Here is a 25,645-nt window from a genome sequence, read left to right as displayed (position 1 = left end):
CGCATGGCTTCCTCCGCCGTCATCGATGTCGAGTACGAGCAGCCTGCCGAAGGGAGCGTCTGCGACACCCGCCGCGCCTGGGCCCGCGTGCCGCCCGAGCCCACGCCCACCGAGCGCGAGGCGCTCAAGGAGCGCATCCGCCGCCTGCTGCGCGAGCGCGACGCGGTCATGGTGTCGCACTTCTACGTCCACCCCGACCTGCAGGACCTGGCCGAGGAAACCGGCGGCATCGTCAGCGATTCGCTCGAGATGGCGCGCTTCGGCCGCGACCATGCGGCCGGCACGCTGGTGGTGTCGGGCGTGCGCTTCATGGGCGAGACCGCCAAGATCCTGTCGCCCGAGAAGCGGGTGCTGATGCCCGACCTCGACGCCAACTGCTCGCTCGACCTGGGCTGCCCGGTCGACGAGTTCAGCGCCTTCTGCGACGCCCATCCCGACCGCACCGTGGTCGTCTACGCCAACACCAGCGCCGCCGTGAAGGCGCGCGCCGACTGGCTCGTCACTTCGAGCTGCGCGCTCGACGTGGTGGGCGCGCTGCATGCGCAGGGCCGCAAGATCCTCTGGGGCCCCGACCGCCACCTCGGCGACTACATCCAGCGCCAGACCGGCGCCGACATGGTGAGCTGGAACGGCGCGTGCATCGTGCACGACGAGTTCAAGGCGCTCGAGCTCGAGCTGCTCAAGCAGGCCCATCCGCGCGCCAAGGTGCTGGTGCATCCCGAGTCCTCGGCCGAGGTGATCGCGCTGGCCGATGCCGTGGGCTCGACCTCGGCGATCCTCAACGCCGCGCGCCAGCTCGACGCGACCGAGTTCATCGTTGCGACCGACAACGGCATGCTGCACAAGCTGCGCACGCTCAACCCCGGCAAGACCTTCATCGAGGCGCCCACGGCCGGCAACGGCGCCACCTGCAAGAGCTGCGCGCATTGCCCGTGGATGGCGATGAACGGGCTGGCCGACCTCGCGAACGCGCTCGAGACCGGCGCCGGCGAGATCCACGTCGACCCGGCGCTGGGCCTGCGCGCGCGCGTGCCGATCGACCGCATGCTGGCCTTCACGGCCGGCCTGAAGAACGGCATCGCGCCGGGCAGCCTGGTGGCGGGGATCGGCGCGGCCTGACGAAGCCCCTCAGCGCCCGTCCCAGGCGGAACGGGTCGCGGCCTTCCTGAACAGCTCGCGGTTGGCGTCGCTCGCCGGCGGCTCCGAGTCGCCGAAGATCGCGGCCATCCAGTGGCCGTCGGTCGGGTTCGGGAACAGCACGTACTTGCGGCCGAACTGCTCGCGGTCGGCTTCCATCGCCTGCATCCGCTGGTCGACGTTCTTCACGTAGTACTTGCGCCGGAAGTCGTTGAGGTTGTCGCCGAGGTAGACCACCACGTCGAACTGCTGCGCGATCTGCTCCTGCCGCGGCTGCTTGTTGCTGCTGTCGCGCAGCACGGTCAGGTGCTCCTTGTCGGCATAGGGCGCGCCCAGCACCTTGAGGTGTTCCATCGCGTACTCGTAGGTGCGTTCGCCCTGTTCGCGGCTGGTCACGTAGAACACCTCCACGCCGTTCTCCCGGCAGAAGCGCAGGAACTCCTGCGAGCCGGGCGAGGGCACGATCTGGTTCTTCGGAATCCACGCGTCCCACTTCGGATCGTCGAAGAAATCCTGGCCCTCGTTGATCAGGTAGCCCCAGTAGGCGAGCGGCAGCAGGATCGTGTCGTCCATGTCGGTCACCACCGCCAGCGGCTTGTCGCCCGGGCGGCGCTTCTGCAGCGCCGCCTCCACGTGCATGCGCGCCACGTTGAAGCCCTGGTGATAGAGCGCGCGGTACTCGGCCGCGGTCTGCTTCCAGGCCACGGCGCCGATCAGCAGGTTGTTCGTGCCGGCGCCCGCGGCGGCGGGCGGGGCCTGCGTCTGGGCGCAGCCCGCGGCGAGCAGCAGCGCGGCCGTGGCGCTGGCGATGGCCGCGAAGCGGCGTGGGGTCGAATGGGGTTTCAAGCTGCAATCCTCCCTGGATCGTGTTGTAAAAAAAGGGACGCCCGCCGTTGTATCAAACCGGCTTCGTCGTCCGGCTTTTCTTGCGCAGCGGTTCTTATCCATGGCCCTCGGGCTTGCGGATGCGGTCGGTCACGGCGCCGCGCGGGAGCGCTGAGTCAGAACTCCAGCGTGCAGGAGTCGCCCAACGCCTCGCGCCACACCCGCACGCGCGCCAGCGAAGCCTGAAGTTCGCCCAACGCCTCGGCGATGAACAGGCACAGGTTCTCCAGCGTGGGCGGATGCAGCCCGGGCACCTCGTCGAGCAGCCGGTGGTCGAGCTGCTCGCGCACTGCCTCGAGCCGGCGCCGCAGCAGGCCCAGGTCGATCACCATGCCGGTCGCGGGATCGCGCTCGCCCCCGAGCCAGACCTCGGCGTGGTAGGTGTGGCCGTGGATGCGGCGGCTGCCTTCGGCTTCGATCTCGCGTTTCAGGGTGTGGGCGGCGTCGAAGAAGAAGCGTTGGCTGATCGTGAATCGCATGGGGAACGGAAGAACGGGAAAGCGGGCATCAGCGGATGCCGGTGAACTTGTGGGTCTGCACGCTGAGGCGCCACAGCGGCTGGCGCAGGCAGGCGTCGATGCACAGCGCGGTGTTGGCGGCCTGCCGCGGGCCGTCCATGGGTTGCAGGAAGCGGAGCGCGAACTCGCCGCTGCGTGCCATCGCGTCGAGGTCGATGCCCTCCTGCGGCCACACCAGTTTGAGTTCCTGGCCGCGCCGCTGCACCCAGGGCGCGCCGGCCTTGGGGCTGATGCAGAGCCAGTCGATGCCCTCGGGCGCGGCCACGGTGCCGTTGCTCTCGACGGCGATGCGGAAGCCGCGCGCATGCAGCGCATCGATCAGCGCGGCGTCGACCTGCAGCAGCGGCTCGCCGCCGGTCAGCACCACGAGGCGGTGGCCGGCATCGTCGGCGGGCCACTGCGCGGCGATGGTGTCGGCCAGCGCATCGGCTTCCTTGAACTTGCCGCCCAGCGTACCGTCGGTGCCGACGAAATCGGTGTCGCAGAAACGGCAGACGGCACTGGCGCGGTCGGCCTCGCGGCCGCTCCAGAGGTTGCAGCCCGCGAAGCGGCAGAACACGGCCGGCATGCCGGCCTGGCCGCCTTCGCCCTGCAGCGTGTAGAAGATCTCCTTGACGCTATAGCTCATCGCGTTGCCGCCCAGGGCTCGATCTCGAGGTTATCGATCAGCCGCGTGCTGCCCAGGCGCGCGGCCGCGAGCGCCACCAGCGGCTCGGCGCCGTCGAGCGCGGCCGGCGGCTGCAGGTCGAGGCGCCGGCGCACCGTCAGGTAGTCGGGCTGCCAGCCGCGCTGCGCCAGCGCCTGCATCGCGCGCCCCTCGATCGCCGCGAGCTCGCCGCCGCCGCGCACGGCCTCGGCGATCTCCTTGAGCGCGCGCGAGAGCTGCACCGCCTCGGCGCGCTCGCCCTCGCTCAGGTAGCCGTTGCGCGAGGAGAGCGCGAGGCCGTCGTCGGCGCGGCGCGTCTCGCCGCCCACGATCTCGATCGGCAGCGCGAACTGCCGCACCAGGTGGCGGATCATCATCAGCTGCTGGTAGTCCTTCTTGCCGAACACCGCCACGCGCGGCTGCACGCAGCTGAACAGCTTCATCACCACGGTGCATACGCCGACGAAGAAGCCGGGCCGGAAGTGGCCCTCGAGGATGTCGGCCAGCGCCGGGTCGGGATGCACCTTGCAGGTCTGGGGCTCGGGATAGAGCGCCTTCTCGTCGGGCGCGAACAGCACGTCGCAGCCGGCGGCTTCCAGCTTGGCGCAGTCGCTGTCCCAGGTGCGCGGATAGGTGTCGAAGTCCTCGTGCGGCAGGAACTGCAGCCGGTTCACGAAGATGCTCGCGACGGTGGCGTCGCCCAGCGGCTTCGCCTGCGTGACCAGCGCGATGTGGCCGTCGTGCAGGTTGCCCATGGTCGGCACGAAGGCGGGGCGTTCGAAGCGCGCCAGGTGGTCGCGCAGTTCGGGGATGGTGCGGGCGATGAACATGGAACGGTCTCCTTGGAGTGAGGAAGGAAAGAGAAAAACGGGGTGGGTTACCAGGCGTGCAGCCGGTCGTCGGGAAAGCTGCCGTCCTTGACGGCGCGCACGTAGGCCGCGAGCGCCTGCGGGATGCCGCCGGCGCCGTCCATGAAGTTGCGCACGAACTTCGGCATGCGCCCCAGGTTCAGGCCCAGCATGTCGTGCAGCACGAGCACCTGGCCCGCGGTGCCGCGGCCGGCCCCGATGCCGATGGTGGCGCAGCGCGCGAGTTCGGCCGTGAGCGCGGCGGCCAGCGCGGCCGGCACCATCTCGAGCACCAGCATCGCGGCGCCCGCATCCTGCAGCGCCTGGGCCTCCTCGCGCAGCCGGGCCGCGGCGGCGTCGCCCTTGCCCTGCACCCGGTAGCCGCCGAGCGCATGCACGGTCTGCGGCGTCAGGCCCAGGTGCGCGCACACCGGGATGCCGCGCTCGACCAGGAAGCGCACGGTCTCGGTGGTCCAGCCGCCGCCCTCGAGCTTCACCATGTGGGCGCCGGCCTGCATCAGCACGGTGGCGCTGCGCAGCGCCTGTTCGCGCGACTCCTGGTAGCTGCCGAAGGGCAGGTCGGCGATCAGCCAGGCCGTGCCCTGCACGCGGCGCAGCCCGCGCGAGACGCTGTCGGTGTGATGGCGCATGGTCTCGAGCGTGACGCCGACCGTGCTCGACAGGCCCTGGCAGACCATGCCGAGCGAATCGCCGACCAGCAGGCATTCGACGCCCGCGGCATCGGCCACGGCGGCGAAGGTGGCGTCGTAGGCCGTGAGCATCGCGATCTTCTCGCCGCGCGCATGCAGCTCGGCCAGCCGCGGCAGGCTCAGCGGCTTGCGCGTGGCGGGCTGCGAGGCCGTCGGCAGCGTGCCGTAGGGCGTGGCGGCGGTGGCTTCGTTCGGGGTGGAGGCGTTGGACATGGTTGGGTTTCTCCCTGCGGGCGTCGGTGGCCGGGCATCCTGGGGGTTGAAGAAGGCGGGAACGGGTGGGGCTATCGGTCGGCCGGCACCAGCACCGTGGGTGCGGTGGGCTCGGCGAGCGAAGGATAGTCGCGGCTGAAATGCAGGCCCCGGCTCTCGTGGCGGGCCTGCGCGGAACGCACGATCAGCTCGGCCACCTGCACCAGGTTGCGCAGTTCGAGCAGGTCGCGCGTGACGTGGAAATTGGCATAGAACTCGTGGATCTCGGCCTGCAGCAGCGCGATGCGGTGGCTCGCGCGCTCCAGGCGCTTGTTGGTGCGCACGATGCCCACGTAGTCCCACATGAAGCGGCGCAGCTCGTCCCAGTTGTGCGAGATCACCACCGCCTCGTCGGCATCGGTCACGCGGCTCGCGTCCCAGGCCGGCAGCGCCACCGCCTCGCGTGCCGGCGCGGCGCCGATGGCCGCGGCGGCCGCGCGCGCGAACACCATGCACTCCACCAGCGAATTGCTGGCCAGCCGGTTCGCGCCGTGCAGCCCGGTGCAGGCGGTCTCGCCGATCGCGTAGAGGCCCGGCAGGTCGGTGCGGCCGGCCAGGTCTGTCACCACGCCGCCGCAGGTGTAGTGGGCCGCCGGCACCACCGGGATCGGCTCGCGCGTGATGTCGATGCCGAGCTCGGCGCAGCGCGCGAGGATGTTCGGGAAATGCGCGCGCAGGAAATCGGGGCTCTGGTGCGAGATGTCGAGGTGCACGCAGTCCAGGCCGTGCTTCTTCATCTCGAAGTCGATCGCGCGCGCCACCACGTCGCGCGGCGCGAGCTCGGCGCGCTCGTCGTGCTGCGGCATGAAGCGGGTGCCTCCCGCCGATTCAGGCAGTTTCAGCAGCCCGCCTTCGCCGCGCACCGCCTCGCTGATCAGGAAGGACTTGGCATGCGGGTGATACAGGCAGGTCGGGTGGAACTGGATGAACTCCATGTTCGACACCCGGCAGCCCGCGCGCCAGGCGGCGGCGATGCCGTCGCCGGTGGCGGTGTCGGGGTTGGTGGTGTAGAGGTAGACCTTGCCCGCGCCGCCCGTGGCCAGGATGGTGTGCGGCGCGCGGAAGGCCAGCACCTCGCCGCTGGCGTCGTCGAGCGCGTAGAGGCCCGCGCAGCCCGCCTCGGGCGCGCCGAGCCGCTCGCCGGCGACCAGGTCGACCAGGGTGTGGTGCTCGAACAGCGTGACGTTGGGCGTGCGGCGCACGCGCTCGATCAGCACCTGCTGCACGGCCGCGCCGGTGGCGTCGGTCACGTGCACGATGCGGCGCTGGCTGTGGCCGCCCTCGCGCGTGAGGTGCAGGTCGCCGTCCTCCTCGGAGAAGGGCACGCCGAGCTCGCGCAGCCAGCCGATGGCCTCGGGCGCGTGCTCCACCACGAAGCGCGTGGCGGCCGGATCGCACAGGCCGGCGCCGGCCACCAGCGTGTCGTCGACATGGGCGTCGAAGCTGTCGCCCGCGGCCAGCACCGCCGCGATGCCGCCCTGGGCCCAGCCGCTCGAGCCGTCGGCCAGCGCGCGCTTGGTCAGCACCGCCACGCGGTGCGTGGGCGCCAGCAGCAGGGCCGCGGAGAGCCCGGCGAGGCCGCTGCCGACGATGAGGACGTCGAAATCGAGGGAGGAGGCCATGGCGCGCGGGAAGGGACGAGGGTCAGGATCGGTGGTGCGGCAGCGCACCGGTCCGGCCCGACGGGGTGAGGGGGAGGTGCCGCGCCGCCGGGCGGCGCGCGAAGGAAGTGGGCCGCATGGCGCTTCAGGCGGGAGAGTAGGCCAGCCGCACGTAGATCGGCGCGAAGGCCTCGGCCTGCGTGATCTCGATCAGCGTTTCCTTGGCCAGCTCGAGCATCGCGATGAAGGTCACGACCATCACCGGCGCGCCGCGCGAGATGTCGAACAGCTTCTCGAATTCCACGAAGCGCTGGCCCTGCAGGTGGCGCAGCACGATGCTCATGTGCTCGCGCACGCTGAGTTCCTCGCGCGAGATCTTGTGGTGCTGCACGAGCTTGGCGCGCTTCATGATGTCGGCCCAGGCATCGCGCAGGTCGACCACCGCCACCTCGGGGAAGCGCGGCTTGAGCGACTGCTCGATGTAGACCTGGGCGCGCCAGAAGTCGCGCCCGTAGGTCGGCATCGCGTTAAGCGAGGCGGCCTGTAGCTTGGTCTGCTCGTACTCGAGCAGCCGGCGCACGAGCTCGGCGCGCGGGTCCTCGGCTTCCTCGCCCTCGGCCGCCTTCTTGGGCGGCAGCAGCATGCGCGACTTGATCTCGATCAGCATCGCGGCCATCAGCAGGTATTCCGCCGCGAGCTCGAGGTTGGTCTGGCGGATCTCGTCGACGTAGCTCAGGTACTGCCGCGTCAGCGCGGCCATCGGGATGTCGAGGATGTTGAAGTTCTGCTTGCGGATCAGGTACAGCAGCAGGTCCAGCGGGCCCTCGAAGGCCTCGAGGAAGACCTGCAGCGCCTCGGGCGGGATGTACAGGTCCTTCGGCATCGCGAACAGCGGCTCGCCGTAGAGCCGGGCGAGCGCGACCTGGTCGACCACCTCGGGCATGGCCACCACCAGCGTGTCGCTGTCCTCGTCGCGCGGTCCGCTCATCGGGCAGGCGCTATCGAAAACGTAGCGCCGTGCCCAGCATTGGCGGGCGACGGATGCCGCATCGGCATCATGTTCTTACTTGGCCTGGGTCTGGTAGACGTAGGGCTGCTGCGGCACGCGGGCTTCCGCGTATTCCTCGAGCAGGCCGCGGTCGAGGTGCTTGTCCCAGAGCAGGGCGCGGCCGGCGCGCTGTTCCGCCTCGAGCGTCGGCTTCTTGGTTTTCATCTCGTCGATGAAGCTGGTGATCTCGGAGGTGTAGTGGGGGCGGCGGAAGATGGACATAGACTGAACCTTTGTGGGCGCGAATTTTACCGGGGGACGGCATGGGGCAGGTACGAGTCTGGCGGATCGGGGTGGCGGCCGTATGGCTGGCGGCGGTGGCGGCCCTCGTCGCGGGCTGCGATTCGCAGCGCATCGAGCAGCTCGAGGAGGGCGTGTCGACCGAGGCCGACGTGCGCGCGCGCTTCGGCGAACCCGAGAACGTCTGGGATGCGCCCGGCGGCCGGGTGTTCGAATACAACCGCCAGCCCCAGGGCCAGAAGAACTACATGGTCACCATCGGCGCCGACGGAAAGATGAGCGCGCTGCGCCAGGTGCTCACGCCCGAGAACTTCGCGCGCGTGACCAACGGCATGGCGATGGAGGACCTGCGCAAGATGCTCGGCAAGCCGGCCAAGGTCACGCCCTATCCGCTGCGCCGCGAGTACGAATGGGAATGGCGCTGGCTGCAGCCGCCCAACTCGCCGATGGTGTTCACCGCGGTGCTCAACGACGACCAGCGCGTGGTGCGCAGCGGCTCCTCGCCCGACCGAGGCACCGAGGCGCCCTGAGGCCGGGAAACGCGCCCCGGTCACCCCATGAAAATGGGGGGCGCGAAGCGCGGGGCGCCGACTAAGCTCGGCGCCACCGCCATGCCCGACGCCGCCGCCATCCCCGCCGCTTCCACCTCCGCGCTGCGCTGGCGCGTCGCATTGCTCGAGGACGATGCCGAGGTCCGGCACTTCTTCGAGGCCTGCATCGCCGCCCATCCCGAGCTCGAGCTGGTCGCCTCGCTGGGCCTGATGGCCGAGGCCGTGGCCTGGTTCGACAGCCACCAGGCCGACATCCTGTTGACCGACCTCGCGCTGCCCGATGGCCACGCGCTCGAGCTGCTGCGCCAGGTGGTGCGCAGCCAGCCGGCCTGCGAGGTGCTGGTGGTCTCGGTCTTCGGCGACGAGGACACGGTGCTCGACTGCGTGCGCGCGGGCGCGGTGGGCTACATCCAGAAGGACTCCTCGCCGGCCGACATCGCGCAGGTGATCGTCGACATCAAGCACGGCGCCTCGCCGATCTCGCCGATGATCGCGCGCAAGCTGCTGCTGCACGTGCGCGGCGGCGAGGCGAAGCCCGCCGCATCGGCCGCGCCCGACCCGGCCGCCGCCATGATGCTGACCCCGCGCGAGACCGAGGTGCTGGAGCTGATCTCGCGCGGCTACTCGTACGGCGAGATCGCGCGCCTGCAGGGCGTGACCAAGCACACGGTGCAGGGCCACATCAAGAACCTCTACAGCAAGCTCGCGGTGCATTCGCGCGGCGAGGCCGTGTTCGAGGCCAGCCGCATGGGGCTGCTGGGGCGCATGCTGGGCTGATGCGCCGCCTGCTGCTTGTCGTCCTCGCGCTGGTCGCCGCGTTGCTGGCGCCCGGCGCGGCGGGGGCCGCCAGCGAGGTGCTCGCGCTCGACCGCGGCGAACTGCAGCTGCGCTTCGTCGGCCGCCCTTCGCCGCCGCCGGCCGAGGTCACGCTGCCGCTGCACTGGGACGCCCACTGGCCGCGCGCCGTCGGCTGGGCCCAGGTGCGCATCCGCTTCGCCGCGCCCGCGGGCCATGCCGACGAGCCGCAGGCGCTGCTCGTTAGCCGCATCGGCAACGCCTACCGCGTGAAGCTCAACGGCCAGGTGATCGCGGCCGCCGGCAAGCTCGAGCAGATCAACGACGGCTGGTCGAACCGCCGCCCGCTGTGGCTGCGCGTGCCGCCCTCGCTGCTGCGCGACGGCGAGAACCTGCTCGAGATCGCGGTGCGCGCCGATCCCTCGCGCCGCGCCGGCATCGCGCCGGTGCGCCTGGGCGCCGAGCGCCTGCTGCAGCCGCAGTGGGACGCGCTCGAATGGCGCCACGTCACCCTGCCGCGCGTGATCACGCTGTTCAGCCTGCTGGTGGCGGTGTTCTGCCTGATGCTGTGGGCGCAGCAGCGCGAGGCCGTCTACGGCTGGGCCGCGTTGTGCGAGGCGCTGTGGAGCCTGCGCATCGCCGCCACCTGGTGGGAGGAGGGCCTGCTCGCCTGGCCGAGCTGGTTCAAGGTGGTGCTTGCGGTGTTCTGGCTCGGCCACATCGCCACCTACCTCGTGATCCGGGAGGTCTGGCACGGCCGGCCGCGGCGCGAGCAATGGCTGGTCTGGGGCGTGCTGGGCCTGGGCCCGGTGGCGCTGGCGCTCGGCACGCTGCAGCAGACGCAGAACTGGGTGCTCGGCTGGATCCTGCTGCTGGTGGCCGGCTGGCTGGCGCTGTCGCTGCGGCTGGGCTGGGAGACCTGGCGCCAGCGGGCCGGCGAGCGCGCCTGGATGCTGCTGATCCTGGTCGCGGGCTGGGTCGCGCTGGTGCGCGACAGCGTGATCGCGCGGCTTTTGGTCGAGCGCTTCGACGAGGCCGGCTGGACCAAGTTCGCGGCCGTGCTGGTGAGCCTCGCGATCCTCGCCATCGTGGGCATCCGCTTCCAGCGCACGCGCGAGGAACTGCGCCAGTTGCACCTGTCGCTCGAGGACCGCATCCGCCTGCGCGAGGCCGAGCTGGCCGACAAGCATGCCGAGCTGCGCCGGCTCGAGCATGCGAGCGCGGTCGCGGCCGAGCGCGCCCGCATCCTGCGCGACATGCACGACGGCGCCGGCGCGCACCTGATCACCGCCATGCTGCAGCTCGAGCGCGGCGTGGCCACCAAGTCGGAGGTGATGCAGACCCTGCGCGAATCGCTCGACCAGCTGCGGCTGTCGATCGATGCCATCAACCTGCCGGCCGGCGACGCCAACGCGCTGCTCGCGAGCATGCGCTTCCGGCTGCAGCCGCGCATCGAGGCCGCGGGGCTCGCGCTCGACTGGTCGGTGGCGAACCTGCCGCGCTGGCGCTGCGATTCCGACGAGGCCACGCGGCACCTGCAGTACATGCTGCTGGAGGCGATCTCGAACGTGCTGCAGCATGCGCGCGCACGCGTGCTCGCGGTCAGCGCGGCGGTCAGCACGACGGTCGGTGGCGATGCCATCGAGATCGTGCTGCGCGACGACGGCTGCGGCCTCGGCGAGGCGCGCGGCAACGGCCTGCGCTCCATGCGGCAGCGCGCCGCGCAGGCCGGCGTCGAGCTGCGCATCGAGAAGGCCGAGCCCGGCACGCGCGTGGTGCTGCGGCTGCCGCTCGCGTAGGAACCGCCATCTTTATGGGGCGCGCCGCGCGCCCCGTTTTCCTAGATTCGAACGCAGCCCCCGCTGCGCATCGCACAGGCCCGCCAGGCCCCGCGCGCACGGGTCGTTCCACCCCTTCGCGCCTCCTCGCCATGACACCTGTTCTTCGGCCGCGTGCCGTCTTCACGCCGACCCTGATCGCCGCCGCCGTCGCCGGCCTGGTGTGCGCGTCCGCCTTGCCGCGCGCCGTCGCGCAGAGCGCGTGGACCTCCGCGCCGCCCTATGCCGACATGGCGCGCGCCGACTGGTTCAACGCCGCCAACTGGAGCGCGGGCGTGCCGGGCGCCGGCACGGCCGTGACCGTGAACCTGGTGCCCGGCACCGTCGTCGGCATCGTCTCGGGCCCGGCCAGCGCGGCCTCGGTCGATGCCTCCAACGGCACGCTGATGGTGGTGGAGGGCGCGGGCCGGCTCGACACGGGCCTGTTCAACCTCGGCAGCAGCGACGGCCGCGACGTGCAGACCCTGCTGCGCATCGGCAGCGGCGGCATCGTGAATGCCGCGCGCTTCGTCTCGCAGGGCGGCGGCGGCACCGAGAACACGGTGTCGCTGAGCGGCGCGGGCAGCGCGCTCAACGTCGCCGGCGAGCTGCAGATCGGCCGCAGCGGCACCGGGATGATGCAACTCGACGAGGGCGCGCGCGTGAGCGCGGGCACGCTGCAGATCGGGCAGGCGGGCACGGCCGACGGCCATGTGCTGGTGATCGGCGAGACCCCGGTCGACGCGCTGGTGGCCGAGCGCATCGTGCTCGCCACGCCGGGCTCGACGCTCGCCATCTCGCGCGCCGGCACGGCGCCGCTGGTGCTGGGCGCGGCGATCTCCGGCCCGGGCCGGTTCGAGGTCTCGAGCCCGGTCACGCTGACCGGCGACAACACCCAGAGCGGCGACATCGTGCTGGGCAGCACGCTGCGCGTGGGCGACGGCGCGAACGCCGGGTCCATCACCGGCAACCTCTCGGGCTTCGGCCGCGTCGTGTTCGACCGCGGCCCGGGCCGCGTGGCCTACGACGGCGCCATCGGCGGCAGCATCGCGATCGACAAGGAGAACGCCGGCACCCTGGCGCTCGGCGGCGCGCACGACACCGACGGCCGCACGCGCGTGCTCGGCGGCACGCTGCTGGTCAACGGCGCGCTGCCGCGCAGCACGGTCGAGGTGGCCGGCGGCGCCACGCTGGGCGGCCTCGGACAGGTGAAGGCGGCCACCGTGCGCGCGGGCGGCACGCTGGCACCCGGCGACGGCGGCGTGGGCACCTTCGCCGTGCTCGGCGACCTCGCGCTCGATCCCGGCAGCCGGCTGCACTACGACCTCGGCACGCCGGGCGTGCCGGGCGCGGGCGACCTCGTCACGGTGGCCGGCAACCTCACGCTCGACGGCAACCTCGACGTCAGCGAGCGCGTGGGCTATGGCAACGGCGTGCAGACCCTGATGCGGGTCGACGGCAGCATCGCCGACAACGGCCTCGAGCTCGGCACCATGCCCACGGGCTTCACGCACGCGGTGCACGTGCGCGGCTCGACCGTGGAGCTGGAGGTCAGCGGCGGCGCGGTCGGCACCAACCAGTTCTGGGACGGCGGCGGAACGGCCGGCGACGGCGTGGTCGCGGGCGGCGACGGCAGCTGGCGCTACCTCGAGCCGCAATGGACCGACATCGCGGGGCGCAACGCGGAGGCCTGGAACGGCAACATGGCGATTTTCCAGGGCCGCGCGGGCGCGGTCACCATCGACGGCCTGCTCGACTTCAAGGGCATGCAGTTCCGCAGCGACGGCTACCGGCTCGAGGAAGGCACGCATGCCGAGGGCTCGCTGCCCGGGCGGCTGGTGCCGCGGCTGGACGAAGCGCCGGTGCGCGTCGACGCGGGCGTCACCGCCACCTTCAACGTGGGCATCGAGGGCTCGGGCGGCATCCTCAAGACCGGCCCCGGCACGCTGGTGCTCGCGGGCCGCAACGACCACAGCGGCATCACCGCGGTCGACGAGGGCGTGCTGCGCGCGGGCCGCGCCCACACGCTGAGCCAGGCCTCGCACCACGACGTGCGCCGCGGCGGCACGCTCGACCTCGCGGGCCACGACCAGACCGTGGCCGGCCTCACGGTGGCGGGCACGGTGTCGCTGGTCGGTACCGAGCCCGGCACGCGGCTGACCGTGCGCGGGCCCTATGTCGGGCAGGACGGCACCTTGCGCCTGGGCACCCGGCTCGGCGACAGCGGCAGCCTCAGCGACCGGCTGGTGATCGACGGCGGCGGCCGCGAGGAGACCCGCGCCCTGAAGGCCGGCACCGTGAGCGCCACCGCGACCGGCCTGCGCGCCAATGCCGCCGCCAGCGTCACGGGCCGCACCCAGGTGCAGATCGTCAACCTCGGCGGCCTGGGCGCGCTGACCACCGGCGACGGCATCGAGGTCGTGAGCGCGATCAACGGCGCCACCACCACCGCGCAGACCACGCGCGACGCCTTCGCGCTCGTGGGCACCCACGTGGACGCGGGCGCTTTCGAATACCGGCTGCACGCGGCCGATGCGCAGGGGCTGGGCGAGAACTGGTACCTGCGCTCGAGCGTGGGAGTGACGCCACCGCCGCCCCCTCCGCCTCCCGCGCCGCCCTCGTCCGGCGGCGGCAACCCCCAGCCACCCGCGCCCCCGCCGACGCTGCCGCCAGCCCCCGCACCGGTCGAGCGCCCGGCTTACCGCGTGCAGGTGCCGATGCTCGCCGCGCTGCCCGCGCAATTGCGCGAGAGCGACCTCACGATGCTGTCGAACCTGCACCAGCGCAGCGGCGCGCCGCAGGCCGCCGGCGACGGCCCGCCCATGCGCCGCGCCTGGGGCCGGGTCATCGTGGCCGACCCGACGCTGGCGCAGCGCGGCGCGGTCGATCCGCGCAGCGAGATGCACCTGAGCGGCTTCCAGGCCGGCACCGACCTCTGGGCCGGCACCGCATGGCGTGCCGGCGTCTACGTGGGCCAGCTCGAGGGCAAGGCCGACGTGCAGGGCTTCGCGAGCGGCCTGTGGGGCGCGGTCGGCCGCACCGACCTGCGCAGCCGCTACCTCGGCGGCTATGCCACCTTTGCCGAGCCCGGCGGCTTCTATGCCGACGCGGTGCTGCAGTTCGGCCGCCACGACTACACGGCGCAGCCGCTGGCCGCGCTGCCGATCGAGGGCAAGGGGCGCAGCACCGTGGCCTCGTTCGAGATCGGCCAATCCTTCGAGCTCGGCGCGGGCTGGGCGCTCGAGCCGCAGCTGCAGCTGATCCACCAGAGCCGCTCCATCGACGAGGCGCTGATCCCGGCCGCGGTGGTGTCGCAGGACAGCGCCAACGGCTGGATGGCGCGCGCCGGCCTGCGGCTGAAGGGCCGCATCGCCGCGGGCGAGGGCGTGGTCGAGCCCTATGGCCGGATCAACCTCTACCGGATGGCCGCGGGCGCCGACATCGCGCGCTTCGCGGGCCCGGCCGCGTCCACCGACATCGCGAGCGGCGCCAGCGGCAGCGCGGCCGAGCTCGCGGGCGGTTTCTCGTGGCGCCTCGGGCCCGCGGTCAGCGTCTACGGTGAACTGGGCCGCCGCTTCGCGCTCGGCGGCGGCCTGCGCTCGCGCGCTTCGGTGCAGGCGAGCGCCGGGGTCAACATGCGCTGGTGAGGACTCAGGCCGCCGCGTGCAGCGCCGGCCGCCGCGCCGACCAGGGCATCGCCTGCTCGAGCTGCGCGGCGAGCTGCGGCAGCGTGGCCTCGTCGCCCATCGGCGCCATGCACTGCACGCCGATCGGCAGGTCGCCGGCCATCGCCAGCGGCAGCGAGATCGCGGGCTGGCCCGTGAGGTTGGCCAGCGGGGTGCAGGCGGCGTAGTCGAACAGGTGGTCGAAGAAGCCCTGCGCGTCGCGCGTGGCGTCGTCCTGGTCGAGCACGCCCAGCGCCACGGGCGGGGTGCGCATCGTGGGCGAGAGCAGGATGTCGTGCCGCGCGAAGAAGGGCGCGACCTCGCGCGACACCGCGTTCATCTGCATCAGCGCCAGTTCCAGGTCGAGCGCGCTCAGGCGCAGCCCGTGCTCGGCGGTGGCGCGCGTGCAGGCCTGCACCTGCGCCAGCGCCTGGTCGACGGTGATCTGCAGCGCCTGCGCCACGCCCGCCACGCCGGCCGCGAGGAACGAGGACCAGAAGGTGCGCGTGGCCGCGAGGAAGGCCTCGTGCGCATAGGCGGGCGTGGCCCATTCCACGACGTGGCCCAGGTCGGCGAGCACCGCCGCCGTGGCCTCGACCGCCTCGACGCAGGCGCGCGCGGCCGGCTGCGTGCCCGGGAACTGCGTCGTGACCGCAACGCGCAACCGGCGCGGCGGCGCGCCGATGGCCTGCGCATAGGGCTGCGCGGGCGGCGCCATCAGGAAGGGATCGCCGAGCTCGGGGCCGTGCATCGCGTCGAGCGCGCCGGCGGCATCGCGCACCGTGCGGCACACCACGCCCTCGATGCCCAGCCCCATCAGCGGCAGGCCGTAGCCCGGGCCCGCGCTGACGCGGCCGCGGCTGGGCTTGAGCCCGACCAGGCCGCAGGCCGCGGCCGGGATGCGGATCGAGCCGCCGCCGTCGTTGGCATGCGCGACCGGCACGATGCCCGCGGCCACCGCCGCGGCCGAGCCGCCGCTGGAGCCGCCCGTGCTGTGCGCCGGGTTCCAGGGGTTGCGCGTGGCGCCGCCGAAGGCGCTCTCGGTGGTGGCGTTGAAGCCGAACTCGGGCGTGTGCGTGCGCCCCAGCGTGGCGAAGCCGGCGCGGCGGAAGCGCGCCATCAGCGCGCTGTCGGCGGGCGCGGGCAGGCCCGGGCCGAACAGCCGGCTGCCGGCCTGGCAGCGCACGCCCTCGGCCTGCAGCACCAGGTCCTTGATGAGGAAGGGCACGCCGCCGAACGGACCCTGCGCCTCGTGCGCGAGCGGCGCGTCGAACAGCTCGATGATGGCGTTGAGCCGCGGATTCAGCGCGGCCGCGGCCTCGCGCGCGCAGCGCTGCGCCTCGGCGGCGGTGGTCTCCTTGCGGCGGATGGCGTCGGCGAGCGCGGTGGCGTCGAGGCGGCTGTAGTCGGCGAGATGCATGGCGGCGGGGTCCTGTGTCTTCGTTGGAGTGAAAGGCCGCCTGCAGCGTAGGTGGGCGTGGCTTGTCGCGGCAGTCGTTCAGATGAACGATGCGGGAATCTCCGCGCCCCGCGCGGACGGGGCGCGCCTAAGATCGCGCCGCATGGCGCAGCAGGCTTTTCCGTCGGTGTCGGGCGTTCCCGCCGAACAGCTCGGTGCGATGCTGCTCGGCCTCTATCCGCTGGCCGCCGAGCCCGAGCGGCTGGGCGCGGGCGCGCTGCTCGACTGGCTGGCGCGCCACATCGCCTTCGACGGCGCCTGGTTCGGCCGCTCGCTGTTCGAGTCCGGCACCCTGCGGCCGCAGGGCGGCCACACGCGCGGCCTGGCGCCCGATTTCGTGAACGACTGGTGCCGCGTGCGGCACATCGATCCCGTGGTGCCGGCCGCGATGGCGCAGCCCGGCCATGGCGTCGCGCTGGCCGCGCACGAGCTGCCGCCCGTGGCCTCGATGCGCGCCTTCGCGGCCGACCATGGCATCGGCCAGGCGCTCAGCGTGATCGTGCCCGCGCCCGGGTCGCCGTGGTGGATGCACCTGTCGCTCTACAGCCGCGAGGCGGCCGGCCTCGGGGCGCGCGCGCAGGCGCTGGTCGAGCTGCTGATGCCGCACCTGGTGCTGGTGCAGGGGCTGGGATTGCACGAGGCGCCGATGGCGGTGCCGGCCGCCCTCACGCTGCTGAGCCGCCGCGAGGCCGAGGTGGCGCGGCTGTTCGCGCAGGGGCAGAGCTACAAGATGGTGGCGCGCACGCTCGGCAGTTCGCCGGCCACGGTGCGCCATCACCTGCGGCAGGTCTATGCCAAGCTGGGCGTCACGAGCAAGGTGCAGATGGCGCGGCTGGTGGGCGCGCAGGCCGCATAGGCCCGAACGCCGCGCCCATCTACTTGTCGCCGTCGGGAATCACCGCATCGGCCGCCGCGCCCACCGCCTTGCCGGTGATGCGCGCGGTGCCGATCGCCGCGTCGGCCGCGAGGCCCACGGCGCCCGCGGTCACGCTGACCGCGGTGCTCGCCACCGAGACCACCGCGCAGCCGCCGAGCATGGCCAGCAGCGCCGCCGCGAGGGTGGCGCGAAAGAACATCGGCAGCGGTGTCGTCATGGTGGGACCTCTTCGGGAGAACGCGGGATTCAGCGCACGCGCATGCCGGGCGTGGCGCCGGGCCAGGGCTCGAGCACGTGGATGCCCGGCTGGGCCTTCTCGTCGGCGTGGCTGGCGGCGAGCACCATGCCTTCGCTGATGCCGAACTTCATCTTGCGCGGCGCGAGGTTCGCGACCAGCACCGTGAGCTTGCCCACGAGTTGCTCGGGCTGGTAGGCCGAGGCGATCCCGCTGAACACGTTGCGGGTCTTGCCTTCGCCGGCGTCGAGCGTGAGGCGCAGCAGCTTGGTCGAGCCCTCGACCTTCTCGCAAGCCACGATCTTCGCGATGCGCAGGTCGATCTTCACGAAGTCGTCGATGCCTATGGTGGGCGCGATGGCCTCGCCGCCGGGCAGCGCATCCGCCGCGGGTTCGGCGGCGGGGGCCGCCACCGGCTCGGGCGCGTCGAACAGCTGGTCGACCACCTTGGCGTCGGCACGCTGCATCAGGTGCTTGTACTCGCTGATCGCATGGCCTGCGGGCAGCGCCTGCGCGGCATCGGTCCAGGCGAGCGGCGCGATCCCGAGGAAGGCCTCGACGTTCGCGGCCAGCGCCGGCAGCACCGGCTTGAGGTACAGCGTGAGCAGGCGGAAGGCCTCGATGCAGACCGTGCACACGTCGTGCAGCCGCGCCTCGGCACCTTCCTTCTTGGCCAGTTCCCAGGGCTTGTTCTGGTCGACGTACTCGTTGACCTTGTCGGCCAGCGCCATCACCTCGCGCAGCGCGCGTGCGTAGTCGCGGCCGTCGTAGAGCGCATGGACCTCGCCGGCCGCCTCGCGCAGCGCGAACAGCAGCGCGTCGCCATCGGCCGACACCTCGCCGAGCTTGCCGCCGAAGCGCTTGCCGACGAAGCCGGCCGCGCGGCTCGCGATGTTGATGTACTTGCCCACCAGGTCGCTGTTGACGCGCGCGACGAAGTCCTCGGGGTTGAAGTCGATGTCCTCGTTGCGGCCGTTGAGCTTGGCCGCGATGTAGTAGCGCAGCCATTCGGCGTTGAGGCCGAGCGACAGGTACCTGAGCGGGTCGATGCCGGTGCCGCGGCTCTTGCTCATCTTCTCGCCGCTCACCGTCAGGTGGCCGTGCACGTAGACCGCGTCGGGCGCCTTGCGGCCGCTGAAGTGCAGCATCGCGGGCCAGAACAGCGTGTGGAAGGTGATGATGTCCTTGCCGATGAAGTGCACCTGCTCAAGCTCGGGGTCGGCCATGTACTCGGTGTACGAGATGCCGTCGCCGCCCAGCTCGATGCAGCGCTTGTCGAGCAGGTTCTTCAGCGAGGCCAGGTAGCCCACGGGCGCGTCGAGCCAGACGTAGAAGTACTTGCCCGGCGCATCGGGGATCTCGATGCCGAAGTAGGGCGCGTCGCGGCTGATGTCCCAGTCGCCGAGGCCGCCCTTGCCCTCGTCGTCCTTGTAGAGCCACTCGCGGATCTTGTTCTGCACCTCGGGCTGCACGTGGCCGGGCGCGGCGGTCCATTCCTTGAGGTAGGCCTCGCAGCGCGGGTCCGACAGCTTGAAGAAGAAGTGCTCGGAACTGCGCAGCTCGGGCTTGGCGCCCGACAGCGCCGAGTAGGGGTTGATCAGCTCGGTGGGGGCGTAGACCGCGCCGCAGACCTCGCAGTTGTCGCCGTACTGGTCCTTCGAGTGGCAATTCGGGCACTCGCCCTTGATGAAGCGGTCGGCCAGGAACATGCCCTTCTCGGGGTCGTAGAACTGTTCGACGCTCTTGGTGCTGATCAGGCCGTTGGCGCGCAGGTCGCGGTAGATGTCCTGCGCCAGCTGGTGGTTCTCGGGGCCGTCGGTCGAGTGCCAGTTGTCGAAGGCGATGTGGTAGCCGTCGAGGTACTGCTTGCGGCCCGCGGCGATCTCGGCCACGAAGGCCTGCGGCGTCACGCCGGCCTTGTCGGCCGCGATGGTGATCGCCGCGCCGTGCGCGTCGTCGGCGCAGACGAAGTTGACGTCGGCACCGTTCATTCGCTGGTTCCGCACCCAGATGTCGGCCTGGATGTACTCCATCATGTGGCCGATGTGGAACTTGCCGTTGGCGTACGGCAGGGCGGTGGTGACGAAGAGCTTGCGCGGGGCGGACATCGGGGGAGGCGCTTTCGGAGTTGCGGGAGCGTCGGAAGCGACGCAGCGGGAGAACCGGGCATTTTAGGTGGCGCCGCGTTCCGGCGGGTTCGATGGCAGCATCGACCCCATGCCGCACCCCGCCGACTCCGATCTTCTCCAGGGCCACATCGCCACCCTGGCCGCCTCGCCGCTCGCACCCTGGGCCGCGCTGGCGCCCTGGGCGCTGCCGCCGCAGGCGCCGGCCATCGTGCGCCGGCTGCTGGCGGCGCTGCCGGCCGCCGACTACGCCATCGACGGCGAAGTGGCCGTGCACCGCAGCGCCACCGTCGAGCCCGGCGCCGTGCTCAAGGGCCCACTGATCGTGGGGCCGGGCTGCTTCATCGCCGCGGGTGCCTACTTGCGCGGCGGCAACTGGCTCGATGCACGCTGCAGCATCGGGCCGGGCGCCGAGCTCAAGTCCTCCTTCGTGTTCGCGGGCACCGCGCTCGCGCACTTCAACTTCGTCGGCGATTCGGTGCTGGGCGCGGGCGTCAACCTGGAGGCCGGCAGCATCGTCTGCAACCACCGCAACGAGCGCGCCGCCAAGGAGATCCTGGTGCGCGGCGCGGACGGCACGCTGCGGCCCACCGGTTGCGAGAAGTTCGGCGCCCTGGTCGGCGATGGCGCGCGCATCGGCGCCAACGCGGTGATCGCGCCGGGCGCGCTGCTGGCGCCGGGGCGGGTCGTGGCGCGGGCGTCGCTGCTCGACCAGGAGATCGCGCCATGAACGCGTCCGCCCGTCACCTGCTGCTGGTCCACGGCCCGGCGCGCATCGTCGAATGGACCCATCCGCTGACCGATGCCCGCGAGGCCACCGACGTGGTCGGCGCCTGCTTCGAGCACGACACCGACCGCGTGCTGCTCGACGAGGCCGTGCTGCCGCCGGCCTTCTTCGCGCTGCGCACCCGCTTCGCGGGCGAATTCCTCGAGAAGCTTCAGACCTACCGCCTGCGCGCGGCCGTGGTGGTGTCGCCCGCGGCCGACCATGGCGAGCGCTTCGCCGAATACCTGCGCGAGGCCCGCCAGGGCCGCTATTGCCGTTTCCTCGACAGCCGCGAGGAGGCGCTGGCCTGGCTGGCCCGCGAATGACCCTCGCGGCGCCGGGCCTCGTCAAGGCGGTGCCATGGGCCCGGCGTTATTCTTCGGCCTCCGCGCGCCCCGGCGGCCGCGACTCCCCATTCCTCGACCAAGGGCGCCCCTCATGACCACCCCCATTCCCGCAACCCTGATTCCCGGCGACGGCATCGGCCCCGAGATCGTCGACGCCACGCTGGCCGCGCTCGACGCGCTGAAGGCGCCCTTCGAGTGGGACCGCCAGATCGCCGGCCTGGGCGGCGTCAAGGCCTCGGGCGACCCGCTGCCCGCGGCCACGCTCGACAGCATCCGCCGCACCCGGCTCGCGCTCAAGGGCCCGCTCGAGACGCCCTCGGGCGGCGGCTACCGCTCGTCGAACGTCCGGCTGCGCGAGGAGTTCGAGCTCTACGCCAACCTGCGCCCGGCGCGCACCATCATCCCGGGCGGGCGCTTCGACAAGATCGACCTGATGGTGGTGCGCGAGAACCTCGAGGGCCTGTACATCGGCCACGAGCACTACGTGCCGATCGACGGCGACCCGCATGCCGTGGCCATGGCCACCGGCATCAACACGCGCCAGGGCAGCCGCCGCATCCTCGAGTACGCGTTCCAGACCGCCGTGGCCACCGGCCGCAAGAAGGTCACGATCGTGCACAAGGCCAACATCATGAAGGCGCTCACGGGCATCTTCCTCGAGACCGGCCTGGACCTCTACGAGAAGAAGTACAAGGGCCAGTTCGAGCTCGACACGGTCATCATCGACGCCTGCGCGATGAAGCTGGTGCTCAACCCCTGGCAGTTCGACATGCTGGTCACCACCAACCTGTTCGGCGACATCCTGTCGGACCTGGTGGCGGGCCTGGTCGGCGGCCTGGGCATGGCACCCGGCGCCAACATCGGCACCAATGCCGCGATCTTCGAGGCCGTGCACGGCTCGGCGCCCGACATCGCGGGCAAGGGCATCGCGAACCCGATCGCGCTGATGCTGGCGGCCGCGCTGATGCTCGATCACTGCAAGCTGCCCGAGCTCGCCACGCGCCTGCGCCAGGCCATCGACGACACGCTCAACATCGACCAGGTGCGCACCGGCGACCTGGGCGGCAGCGCCGGCACCGAGGCCTTCACCAAGGCGCTGGTGGCGCGCATCCAGAACGCCTGAGGCCGCGCGCGCCGGCCGACGATCCCGATGCCCAGGCGCCTGCTGTGGCTGTCGATGCTGGTGGCGGGGCTCGTGCTGGGCCTGGCCGCGTCGGCACGCGCCGAGCCGGCGCGCTACACGGTGGTGCGCGTCGACCTGCGCAAGGACCGGCTCTCGCTGTTCCTCAACGACGACAGCGGCATCGCCTTCAAGCGCTTCGACCGGCTGCAGGCCTGGCTGGCCGAGCGCGGGCGCCGGCTCGACTTCGCGGTGAATGCCGGCATGTACCACGCCGACTTCGCGCCCGTGGGCCTGCTGGTGCGCGAGGGCCGCGAGGAGTCGCCGCTCAACCTCGAGGCCGGCACCGGCAATTTCTTCCTCCGGCCCAACGGCGTGTTCCTGGTCTCGGACGAGGGGCCGCGCGTGATCGAGTCGTCGGAATACCCGGCGCTCGCGCCGCGGCTGCGCGGGCTGTCGATCGCCACCCAGTCGGGCCCGCTGCTGCTGCGCCATGGCGCGGTGCATCGCTCGTTCATCGTCGACTCGCCCTCGCGCAAGATCCGCAACGGCGTCGGCGTGTCGGGCCACACGGCGATCTTCGTGCTCAGCGAGACGCCCGTGAACTTCCACGAGTTCGCGCTCTACTTCCGCGACGTGCTGCACTGCCGCGACGCGCTCTATCTCGACGGCACCGTCTCGGCCCTGCATTCGACCGCGCTCGGGCGCAGCGACTTCGTGCGCGAGCTGGGGCCCATACTCGCGGTCGTTTCGCCCTGAATCCCGTTCCCCTTCGTTTTCCTGCCGAGCCATGACCACTGCGCTGCCTGTCCTGTCCCTAGTCGAAACCCGCGTCCTCGGCGTGCTGGCCGAAAAGCAGCGCACCGTGCCCGACAGCTATCCGCTGACGCTCAACGCGCTGGTGTCGGGCTGCAACCAGAAGACCAGCCGCAACCCGGTGCTCGAGCTCAGCGAGTCGCAGGTGCAGGCCGCGATCGACAGCCTCAAGGGCTACAGCCTGGTGGCCGAGACCAGCGGCGGCCGCGCCTGGCGCTACGAGCACAACATCGACCGCGTGCTGCGCATTCCCTCGCAGTCGGTGATCCTGCTCACGGTGCTGATGCTGCGCGGCCCGCAGACCGCGGGCGAACTGCGCATCGCCTGCGACCGCATGCACAACTTCGCCGACATCTCCTCGGTCGAGGGCTTCCTCGACGAGCTGTCCGAGCGTTCGGCCGGCGCGCTGGTGGTGAAGCTCGCACGCCTGCCCGGCGCGCGCGAGAGCCGCTGGGCGCACTTGCTGAGCGGCACGCCGGCCGAGGAGGTCGCACCCGCGGGCGGCTACGAGGCGCCGCGCGCCGCGCACGATGTCTCGCTGGGCGAGGTGGCGGCGCTCAAGGCCAACGTGGCGCGGCTCGAGACCGAGGTGGCGCAGCTCAAGGCGCTGCTCGGGCGGGTGTGCTCGGAGCTCGGGATTTCCGACGCGGGCTGAACGGCCGGCGCTCAGGCCGCCGTCGACTCCGGCTGCCTCGCCTCCTCCCAACCGAAGAAGCGCAGCACCTCCTCGCGCTGCCGCATCGCATCGGCATGCCCGAGCGCTATCAGCTCGCGCGTGTAGCCCGACTCGAACAGCAGGTAGCTCGCGAGCGCGCCGCCCTTGACGTCGGCCGCGACCTGCGAGCCGCCGAGCAGGTGGCGCACGGCGCCGGGCAGGGCGTCGACGTGGCGCGCGGCGATCACGTCGAGGCGCTCCGAGGGCGAGATCACCAGCAGGTCGATCGGGCGCAGCGCGCTCGCGGCGCGCGCCTCCTCGGGGATCAGGCCCAGCGTGTGGTTGATGCGGCGCAGGCGCTCGATGTCGACCGCGAGCGCGTCGAGGAAGATGCTCGACAGCGCATGGCCCGCGATCTGCGCCATGGTCGGATAGCCGCTGTGGGTGTTGGGCGCGGGCGCCTCGCGCGGCTCGTGCATGCGGCCCGCGCCGATCACCACGATGCGCTGCGCGCCCAGGTGGATGGCCGCGGCGATCGGGGCCGACTGGCGCATCGAGCCGTCGCCGAAGTACTCGGTGTGGCCCTCCATCGGCAGCGCCGTGGCCGGGAACACGAAGGGGATCGCGGCCGAGGCCAGCAGGTGGGCGTGCGAGATGCGGCAGCCCACCGACAGCCGCTGCGAGCGCACCCAGGGCTCCATCGGCGTGCCCGATTCGAAGAAGGTCACGTGCTCGCCCGAGCTGTAGCTCGAGGCCGTGACCGCCAGCGCCTGCAGGTGGCCCTGCTGCATCAGTTTCGGCAGGCGGTCCAGCGGCACCATGCGCTCGAGCATCTCCGACAGCGGCGTGTTGTCGAGCAGCGAGCGCGGCTTCACGCGCATCCAGTTGGCCGCGAAGCGCCCCAGGCCCAGCAGCATGCGCCAGCGCGCGCCGCTGCCGATGACCGAGAGCGAGTCGGCGCGGTAGACCTGGCCGGCGCGAAACTCGCCCCAGAACTGCGCGATGTGGGCCACCACGGCATCGAAGTCGTCGGCGCCGCAGGCCAGCACGGCCGCGTTGATGGCGCCGGCCGAGGTGCCGGTGATGACCGGGAAGGGGTTGCCGCCACCGGCGGCGCCGGCCGCGCGCCGGATCTCGGCGATGGCCTGCAGCACCCCCACCTGGTAGGCGGCGCGGGCGCCGCCGCCGGTGAGCAGCAGGCCGGTCGTCGCGGGGCTTGTCTCTGGCATTTTTCGGTTATTCGAAGCGTTGGGAGTCGGCCCCGACGGGGCGCACTAGACTACCCGCCTTCCAGGAGTTAGATCAATGGCCATCACCCCCGAGGCGATCTCGAACGCCCTCCAGAGCGTCGCAGACCCCAACACCGGCAAGGACTTCGTGTCCACCCGCGCGCTCAAGAACCTGCAAATATCGGAGGGCGACGTGTCCTTCGACATCGAGCTCGGCTATCCCGCGAAGAGCCAGCACGCGGCGCTGCGCAAGGCGCTGGTGGCCGCGGCCAAGACGGTGCCGGGCGTGGACAACGTGTCGGTCAACATCACGACCAAGGTCATCAGCCACGCGGTGCAGCGCGGCGTGCAGCTGATGCCCAACGTGAAGAACATCGTGGCCGTGGCCTCGGGCAAGGGCGGCGTGGGCAAGAGCACCACCGCGGCCAACCTGGCGCTGGCGCTGGCGGCCGAGGGCGCGCGCGTGGGCCTGCTCGACGCCGACATCTACGGCCCGAGCCAGCCCATGATGATGGGTATCGAGGGCCGCCCCGAGAGCACCGACAACAAGACCATGGAGCCGCTGGAGAACCACGGCGTGCAGGTGATGTCGATCGGCTTCCTGGTCGACGCCGACCAGGCCATGATCTGGCGCGGCCCGATGGCCACGCAGGCGCTCGAGCAGCTGCTGCGCCAGACCAACTGGAAGGACCTCGACTACCTGATCGTCGACATGCCCCCGGGCACCGGCGACATCCAGCTCACGCTGAGCCAGCGCGTGCCGATGACCGGCGCGGTGATCGTGACCACGCCACAGGACATCGCGCTGCTCGACGCCAAGAAGGGCATCAAGATGTTCGAGAAGGTCGGCGTGCCGATCCTCGGCCTGGTCGAGAACATGGCGGTGCACGTGTGCTCGAACTGCGGCCATGTCGAACACATCTTCGGCGCCGATGGCGGCAAGAAGCTGGCCGAGCAGAACGGCATGGCCTACCTGGGCGCGCTGCCCTTGTCGATCGACATCCGGTTGCAGGCCGACAGCGGCAAGCCCACGGTGGTGGCCGATCCCGAGGGCGAGATCGCCGGGCTCTACCGCGCCGTGGCGCTGCAGGTGGCGGTGGGTATCGCCGAGAAGGCCAAGGATTTCTCGGCGAAGTTTCCGACGATCACGGTCAGCAAGAGTACCTAGGATGGGATTCGGGGGGTCGATCAGTTGCGCTTCTTGCTGCCGGAGGTACGGTTGGGAGCGGGCTCACGCCGACGGGGTACTCCCCTCCGCGAATGTCCCCCGGCCTTCGGCCTCCTCCTTTATTTCGCTGCGGG

24 protein-coding genes are annotated in these 25,645 nt (G+C 71.7%); 12 read left to right on the top strand and 12 right to left on the bottom strand.

All coding sequences use genetic code 11. The annotated features are described in order from the left end of the window. Nucleotides 1-3 precede the first annotated feature (3 nt). A complete protein-coding gene (gene nadA / locus AC07RM_RS31930) occupies nt 4-1,119 on the top strand; it encodes a quinolinate synthase NadA (protein ID WP_495337051.1) in 1,116 nt (371 codons plus the stop codon). A gap of 9 nt (nt 1,120-1,128) precedes the next feature. On the opposite strand, the gene AC07RM_RS31925 is transcribed toward nadA, so the two are convergent. The 8 genes from AC07RM_RS31925 to AC07RM_RS31890 all read right to left on the bottom strand — a co-directional run bounded on the left by AC07RM_RS31925 (nt 1,129) and on the right by AC07RM_RS31890 (nt 7,867). Further along, on the bottom strand, nt 1,129-1,983 hold the full coding sequence (locus AC07RM_RS31925; RefSeq protein WP_495337050.1) for a 5'-nucleotidase, lipoprotein e(P4) family: 855 nt from the start codon (nt 1,981-1,983) through the stop codon (nt 1,129-1,131). Between the two features lie 155 nt (nt 1,984-2,138). Next, nucleotides 2,139-2,501: a 6-pyruvoyl trahydropterin synthase family protein gene (locus tag AC07RM_RS31920; RefSeq protein WP_495337049.1), complete on the bottom strand. Its 363-nt coding sequence runs from the start codon at nt 2,499-2,501 to the stop codon at nt 2,139-2,141. 28 nt (nt 2,502-2,529) lie between these two features. Further along, on the bottom strand, nt 2,530-3,168 hold the full coding sequence (gene queE, locus AC07RM_RS31915; RefSeq protein WP_495337048.1) for a 7-carboxy-7-deazaguanine synthase: 639 nt from the start codon (nt 3,166-3,168) through the stop codon (nt 2,530-2,532). After that, nucleotides 3,165-4,016, bottom strand: coding sequence for a pantoate--beta-alanine ligase (gene panC, locus AC07RM_RS31910; RefSeq protein WP_495337047.1), 852 nt, complete (start codon nt 4,014-4,016; stop codon nt 3,165-3,167). Before panC ends, queE begins: the two co-directional genes overlap by 4 nt. Before the next feature lie 47 nt (nt 4,017-4,063). Beyond that, complete coding sequence (panB, locus tag AC07RM_RS31905) at nt 4,064-4,957, bottom strand: 3-methyl-2-oxobutanoate hydroxymethyltransferase (protein WP_495337046.1); 894 nt, start codon at nt 4,955-4,957, stop codon at nt 4,064-4,066. Between the two features lie 71 nt (nt 4,958-5,028). Then, a complete protein-coding gene (gene nadB / locus AC07RM_RS31900; protein WP_495337045.1) occupies nt 5,029-6,618 on the bottom strand; it encodes an L-aspartate oxidase in 1,590 nt (529 codons plus the stop codon). 124 nt (nt 6,619-6,742) lie between these two features. Further along, nucleotides 6,743-7,585 carry a segregation and condensation protein A gene (locus tag AC07RM_RS31895; protein ID WP_057597651.1) on the bottom strand — a complete coding sequence of 281 codons (843 nt, stop codon included), beginning with the start codon at nt 7,583-7,585 and terminating at the stop codon, nt 6,743-6,745. A gap of 75 nt (nt 7,586-7,660) precedes the next feature. Next, the gene (locus AC07RM_RS31890; RefSeq protein WP_057597652.1) at nt 7,661-7,867 is read right to left on the bottom strand and encodes a DUF3460 family protein; all 207 of its coding nucleotides are present in this window, start codon (nt 7,865-7,867) and stop codon (nt 7,661-7,663) included. 71 nt (nt 7,868-7,938) lie between these two features. On the opposite strand from AC07RM_RS31890, the gene AC07RM_RS31885 reads away from it, so the two are divergent. The 4 genes from AC07RM_RS31885 (at nt 7,939) to AC07RM_RS31870 (ending at nt 14,695) form a co-directional block, all read left to right on the top strand. Next, nucleotides 7,939-8,415, top strand: coding sequence for an outer membrane protein assembly factor BamE (locus AC07RM_RS31885; RefSeq protein ID WP_495337044.1), 477 nt, complete (start codon nt 7,939-7,941; stop codon nt 8,413-8,415). A gap of 81 nt (nt 8,416-8,496) precedes the next feature. Beyond that, nucleotides 8,497-9,213 (top strand): response regulator, encoded by a 717-nt coding sequence (locus tag AC07RM_RS31880; protein ID WP_208510524.1) that lies wholly within the window; start codon nt 8,497-8,499, stop codon nt 9,211-9,213. After that, nucleotides 9,213-11,030 (top strand): sensor histidine kinase, encoded by a 1,818-nt coding sequence (locus tag AC07RM_RS31875; RefSeq protein WP_495337043.1) that lies wholly within the window; start codon nt 9,213-9,215, stop codon nt 11,028-11,030. Before AC07RM_RS31880 ends, AC07RM_RS31875 begins: the two co-directional genes overlap by 1 nt. A gap of 131 nt (nt 11,031-11,161) precedes the next feature. After that, nucleotides 11,162-14,695: an autotransporter outer membrane beta-barrel domain-containing protein gene (locus AC07RM_RS31870; protein ID WP_495337042.1), complete on the top strand. Its 3,534-nt coding sequence runs from the start codon at nt 11,162-11,164 to the stop codon at nt 14,693-14,695. A gap of 4 nt (nt 14,696-14,699) precedes the next feature. Here the strand turns inward: AC07RM_RS31870 and AC07RM_RS31865 are convergent, their stop codons facing one another. Continuing rightward, the gene (locus AC07RM_RS31865; protein ID WP_495337041.1) at nt 14,700-16,133 is read right to left on the bottom strand and encodes an amidase; all 1,434 of its coding nucleotides are present in this window, start codon (nt 16,131-16,133) and stop codon (nt 14,700-14,702) included. A 142-nt stretch (nt 16,134-16,275) separates the two neighbouring features. Here AC07RM_RS31865 and AC07RM_RS31860 point away from each other — a divergent pair, with 142 nt between their 5' ends. After that, nucleotides 16,276-17,028 carry a response regulator transcription factor gene (locus AC07RM_RS31860; RefSeq protein WP_495337040.1) on the top strand — a complete coding sequence of 251 codons (753 nt, stop codon included), beginning with the start codon at nt 16,276-16,278 and terminating at the stop codon, nt 17,026-17,028. A 19-nt stretch (nt 17,029-17,047) separates the two neighbouring features. Here the strand turns inward: AC07RM_RS31860 and AC07RM_RS31855 are convergent, their stop codons facing one another. Next, entirely contained in the window at nt 17,048-17,266 is a 219-nt protein-coding gene (locus tag AC07RM_RS31855) for a hypothetical protein (protein ID WP_281077628.1), read from the bottom strand. 29 nt (nt 17,267-17,295) lie between these two features. Beyond that, nucleotides 17,296-19,392 (bottom strand): methionine--tRNA ligase, encoded by a 2,097-nt coding sequence (gene metG, locus AC07RM_RS31850; RefSeq protein WP_495337038.1) that lies wholly within the window; start codon nt 19,390-19,392, stop codon nt 17,296-17,298. A gap of 109 nt (nt 19,393-19,501) precedes the next feature. Here metG and AC07RM_RS31845 point away from each other — a divergent pair, with 109 nt between their 5' ends. From AC07RM_RS31845 to AC07RM_RS31825, 5 genes are all read left to right on the top strand, one after another. Beyond that, entirely contained in the window at nt 19,502-20,140 is a 639-nt protein-coding gene (locus AC07RM_RS31845) for an LbetaH domain-containing protein (protein ID WP_495337037.1), read from the top strand. Beyond that, a complete protein-coding gene (locus AC07RM_RS31840; RefSeq protein ID WP_495337036.1) occupies nt 20,137-20,502 on the top strand; it encodes a DUF4180 domain-containing protein in 366 nt (121 codons plus the stop codon). The genes AC07RM_RS31845 and AC07RM_RS31840 overlap by 4 nt, the downstream gene beginning before the upstream one ends. A 112-nt stretch (nt 20,503-20,614) precedes the next feature. Then, nucleotides 20,615-21,646, top strand: a complete 1,032-nt coding sequence (locus AC07RM_RS31835) for an isocitrate/isopropylmalate dehydrogenase family protein (protein ID WP_093340921.1) — start codon at nt 20,615-20,617, stop codon at nt 21,644-21,646. A 27-nt stretch (nt 21,647-21,673) separates the two neighbouring features. After that, entirely contained in the window at nt 21,674-22,402 is a 729-nt protein-coding gene (locus AC07RM_RS31830; protein ID WP_495337035.1) for a phosphodiester glycosidase family protein, read from the top strand. A gap of 31 nt (nt 22,403-22,433) precedes the next feature. Continuing rightward, the gene (locus tag AC07RM_RS31825) at nt 22,434-23,114 is read left to right on the top strand and encodes a YceH family protein (protein WP_495337034.1); all 681 of its coding nucleotides are present in this window, start codon (nt 22,434-22,436) and stop codon (nt 23,112-23,114) included. 11 nt (nt 23,115-23,125) lie between these two features. Here AC07RM_RS31825 and AC07RM_RS31820 read toward each other — a convergent pair whose 3' ends face one another. Next, complete coding sequence (locus tag AC07RM_RS31820; RefSeq protein WP_495337033.1) at nt 23,126-24,343, bottom strand: patatin-like phospholipase family protein; 1,218 nt, start codon at nt 24,341-24,343, stop codon at nt 23,126-23,128. 76 nt (nt 24,344-24,419) lie between these two features. Between AC07RM_RS31820 and apbC the strand changes: the two genes are divergently transcribed. Next, nucleotides 24,420-25,511 (top strand): iron-sulfur cluster carrier protein ApbC, encoded by a 1,092-nt coding sequence (apbC, locus tag AC07RM_RS31815; protein ID WP_296778871.1) that lies wholly within the window; start codon nt 24,420-24,422, stop codon nt 25,509-25,511. The last annotated feature ends 134 nt before the right edge of the window (nt 25,512-25,645 follow it).

It is taken from the genome of Variovorax sp. GW821-FHT09B05 (genome assembly GCF_059418265.1).
This window is presented reverse-complemented; position numbering and strand designations above follow the sequence as displayed.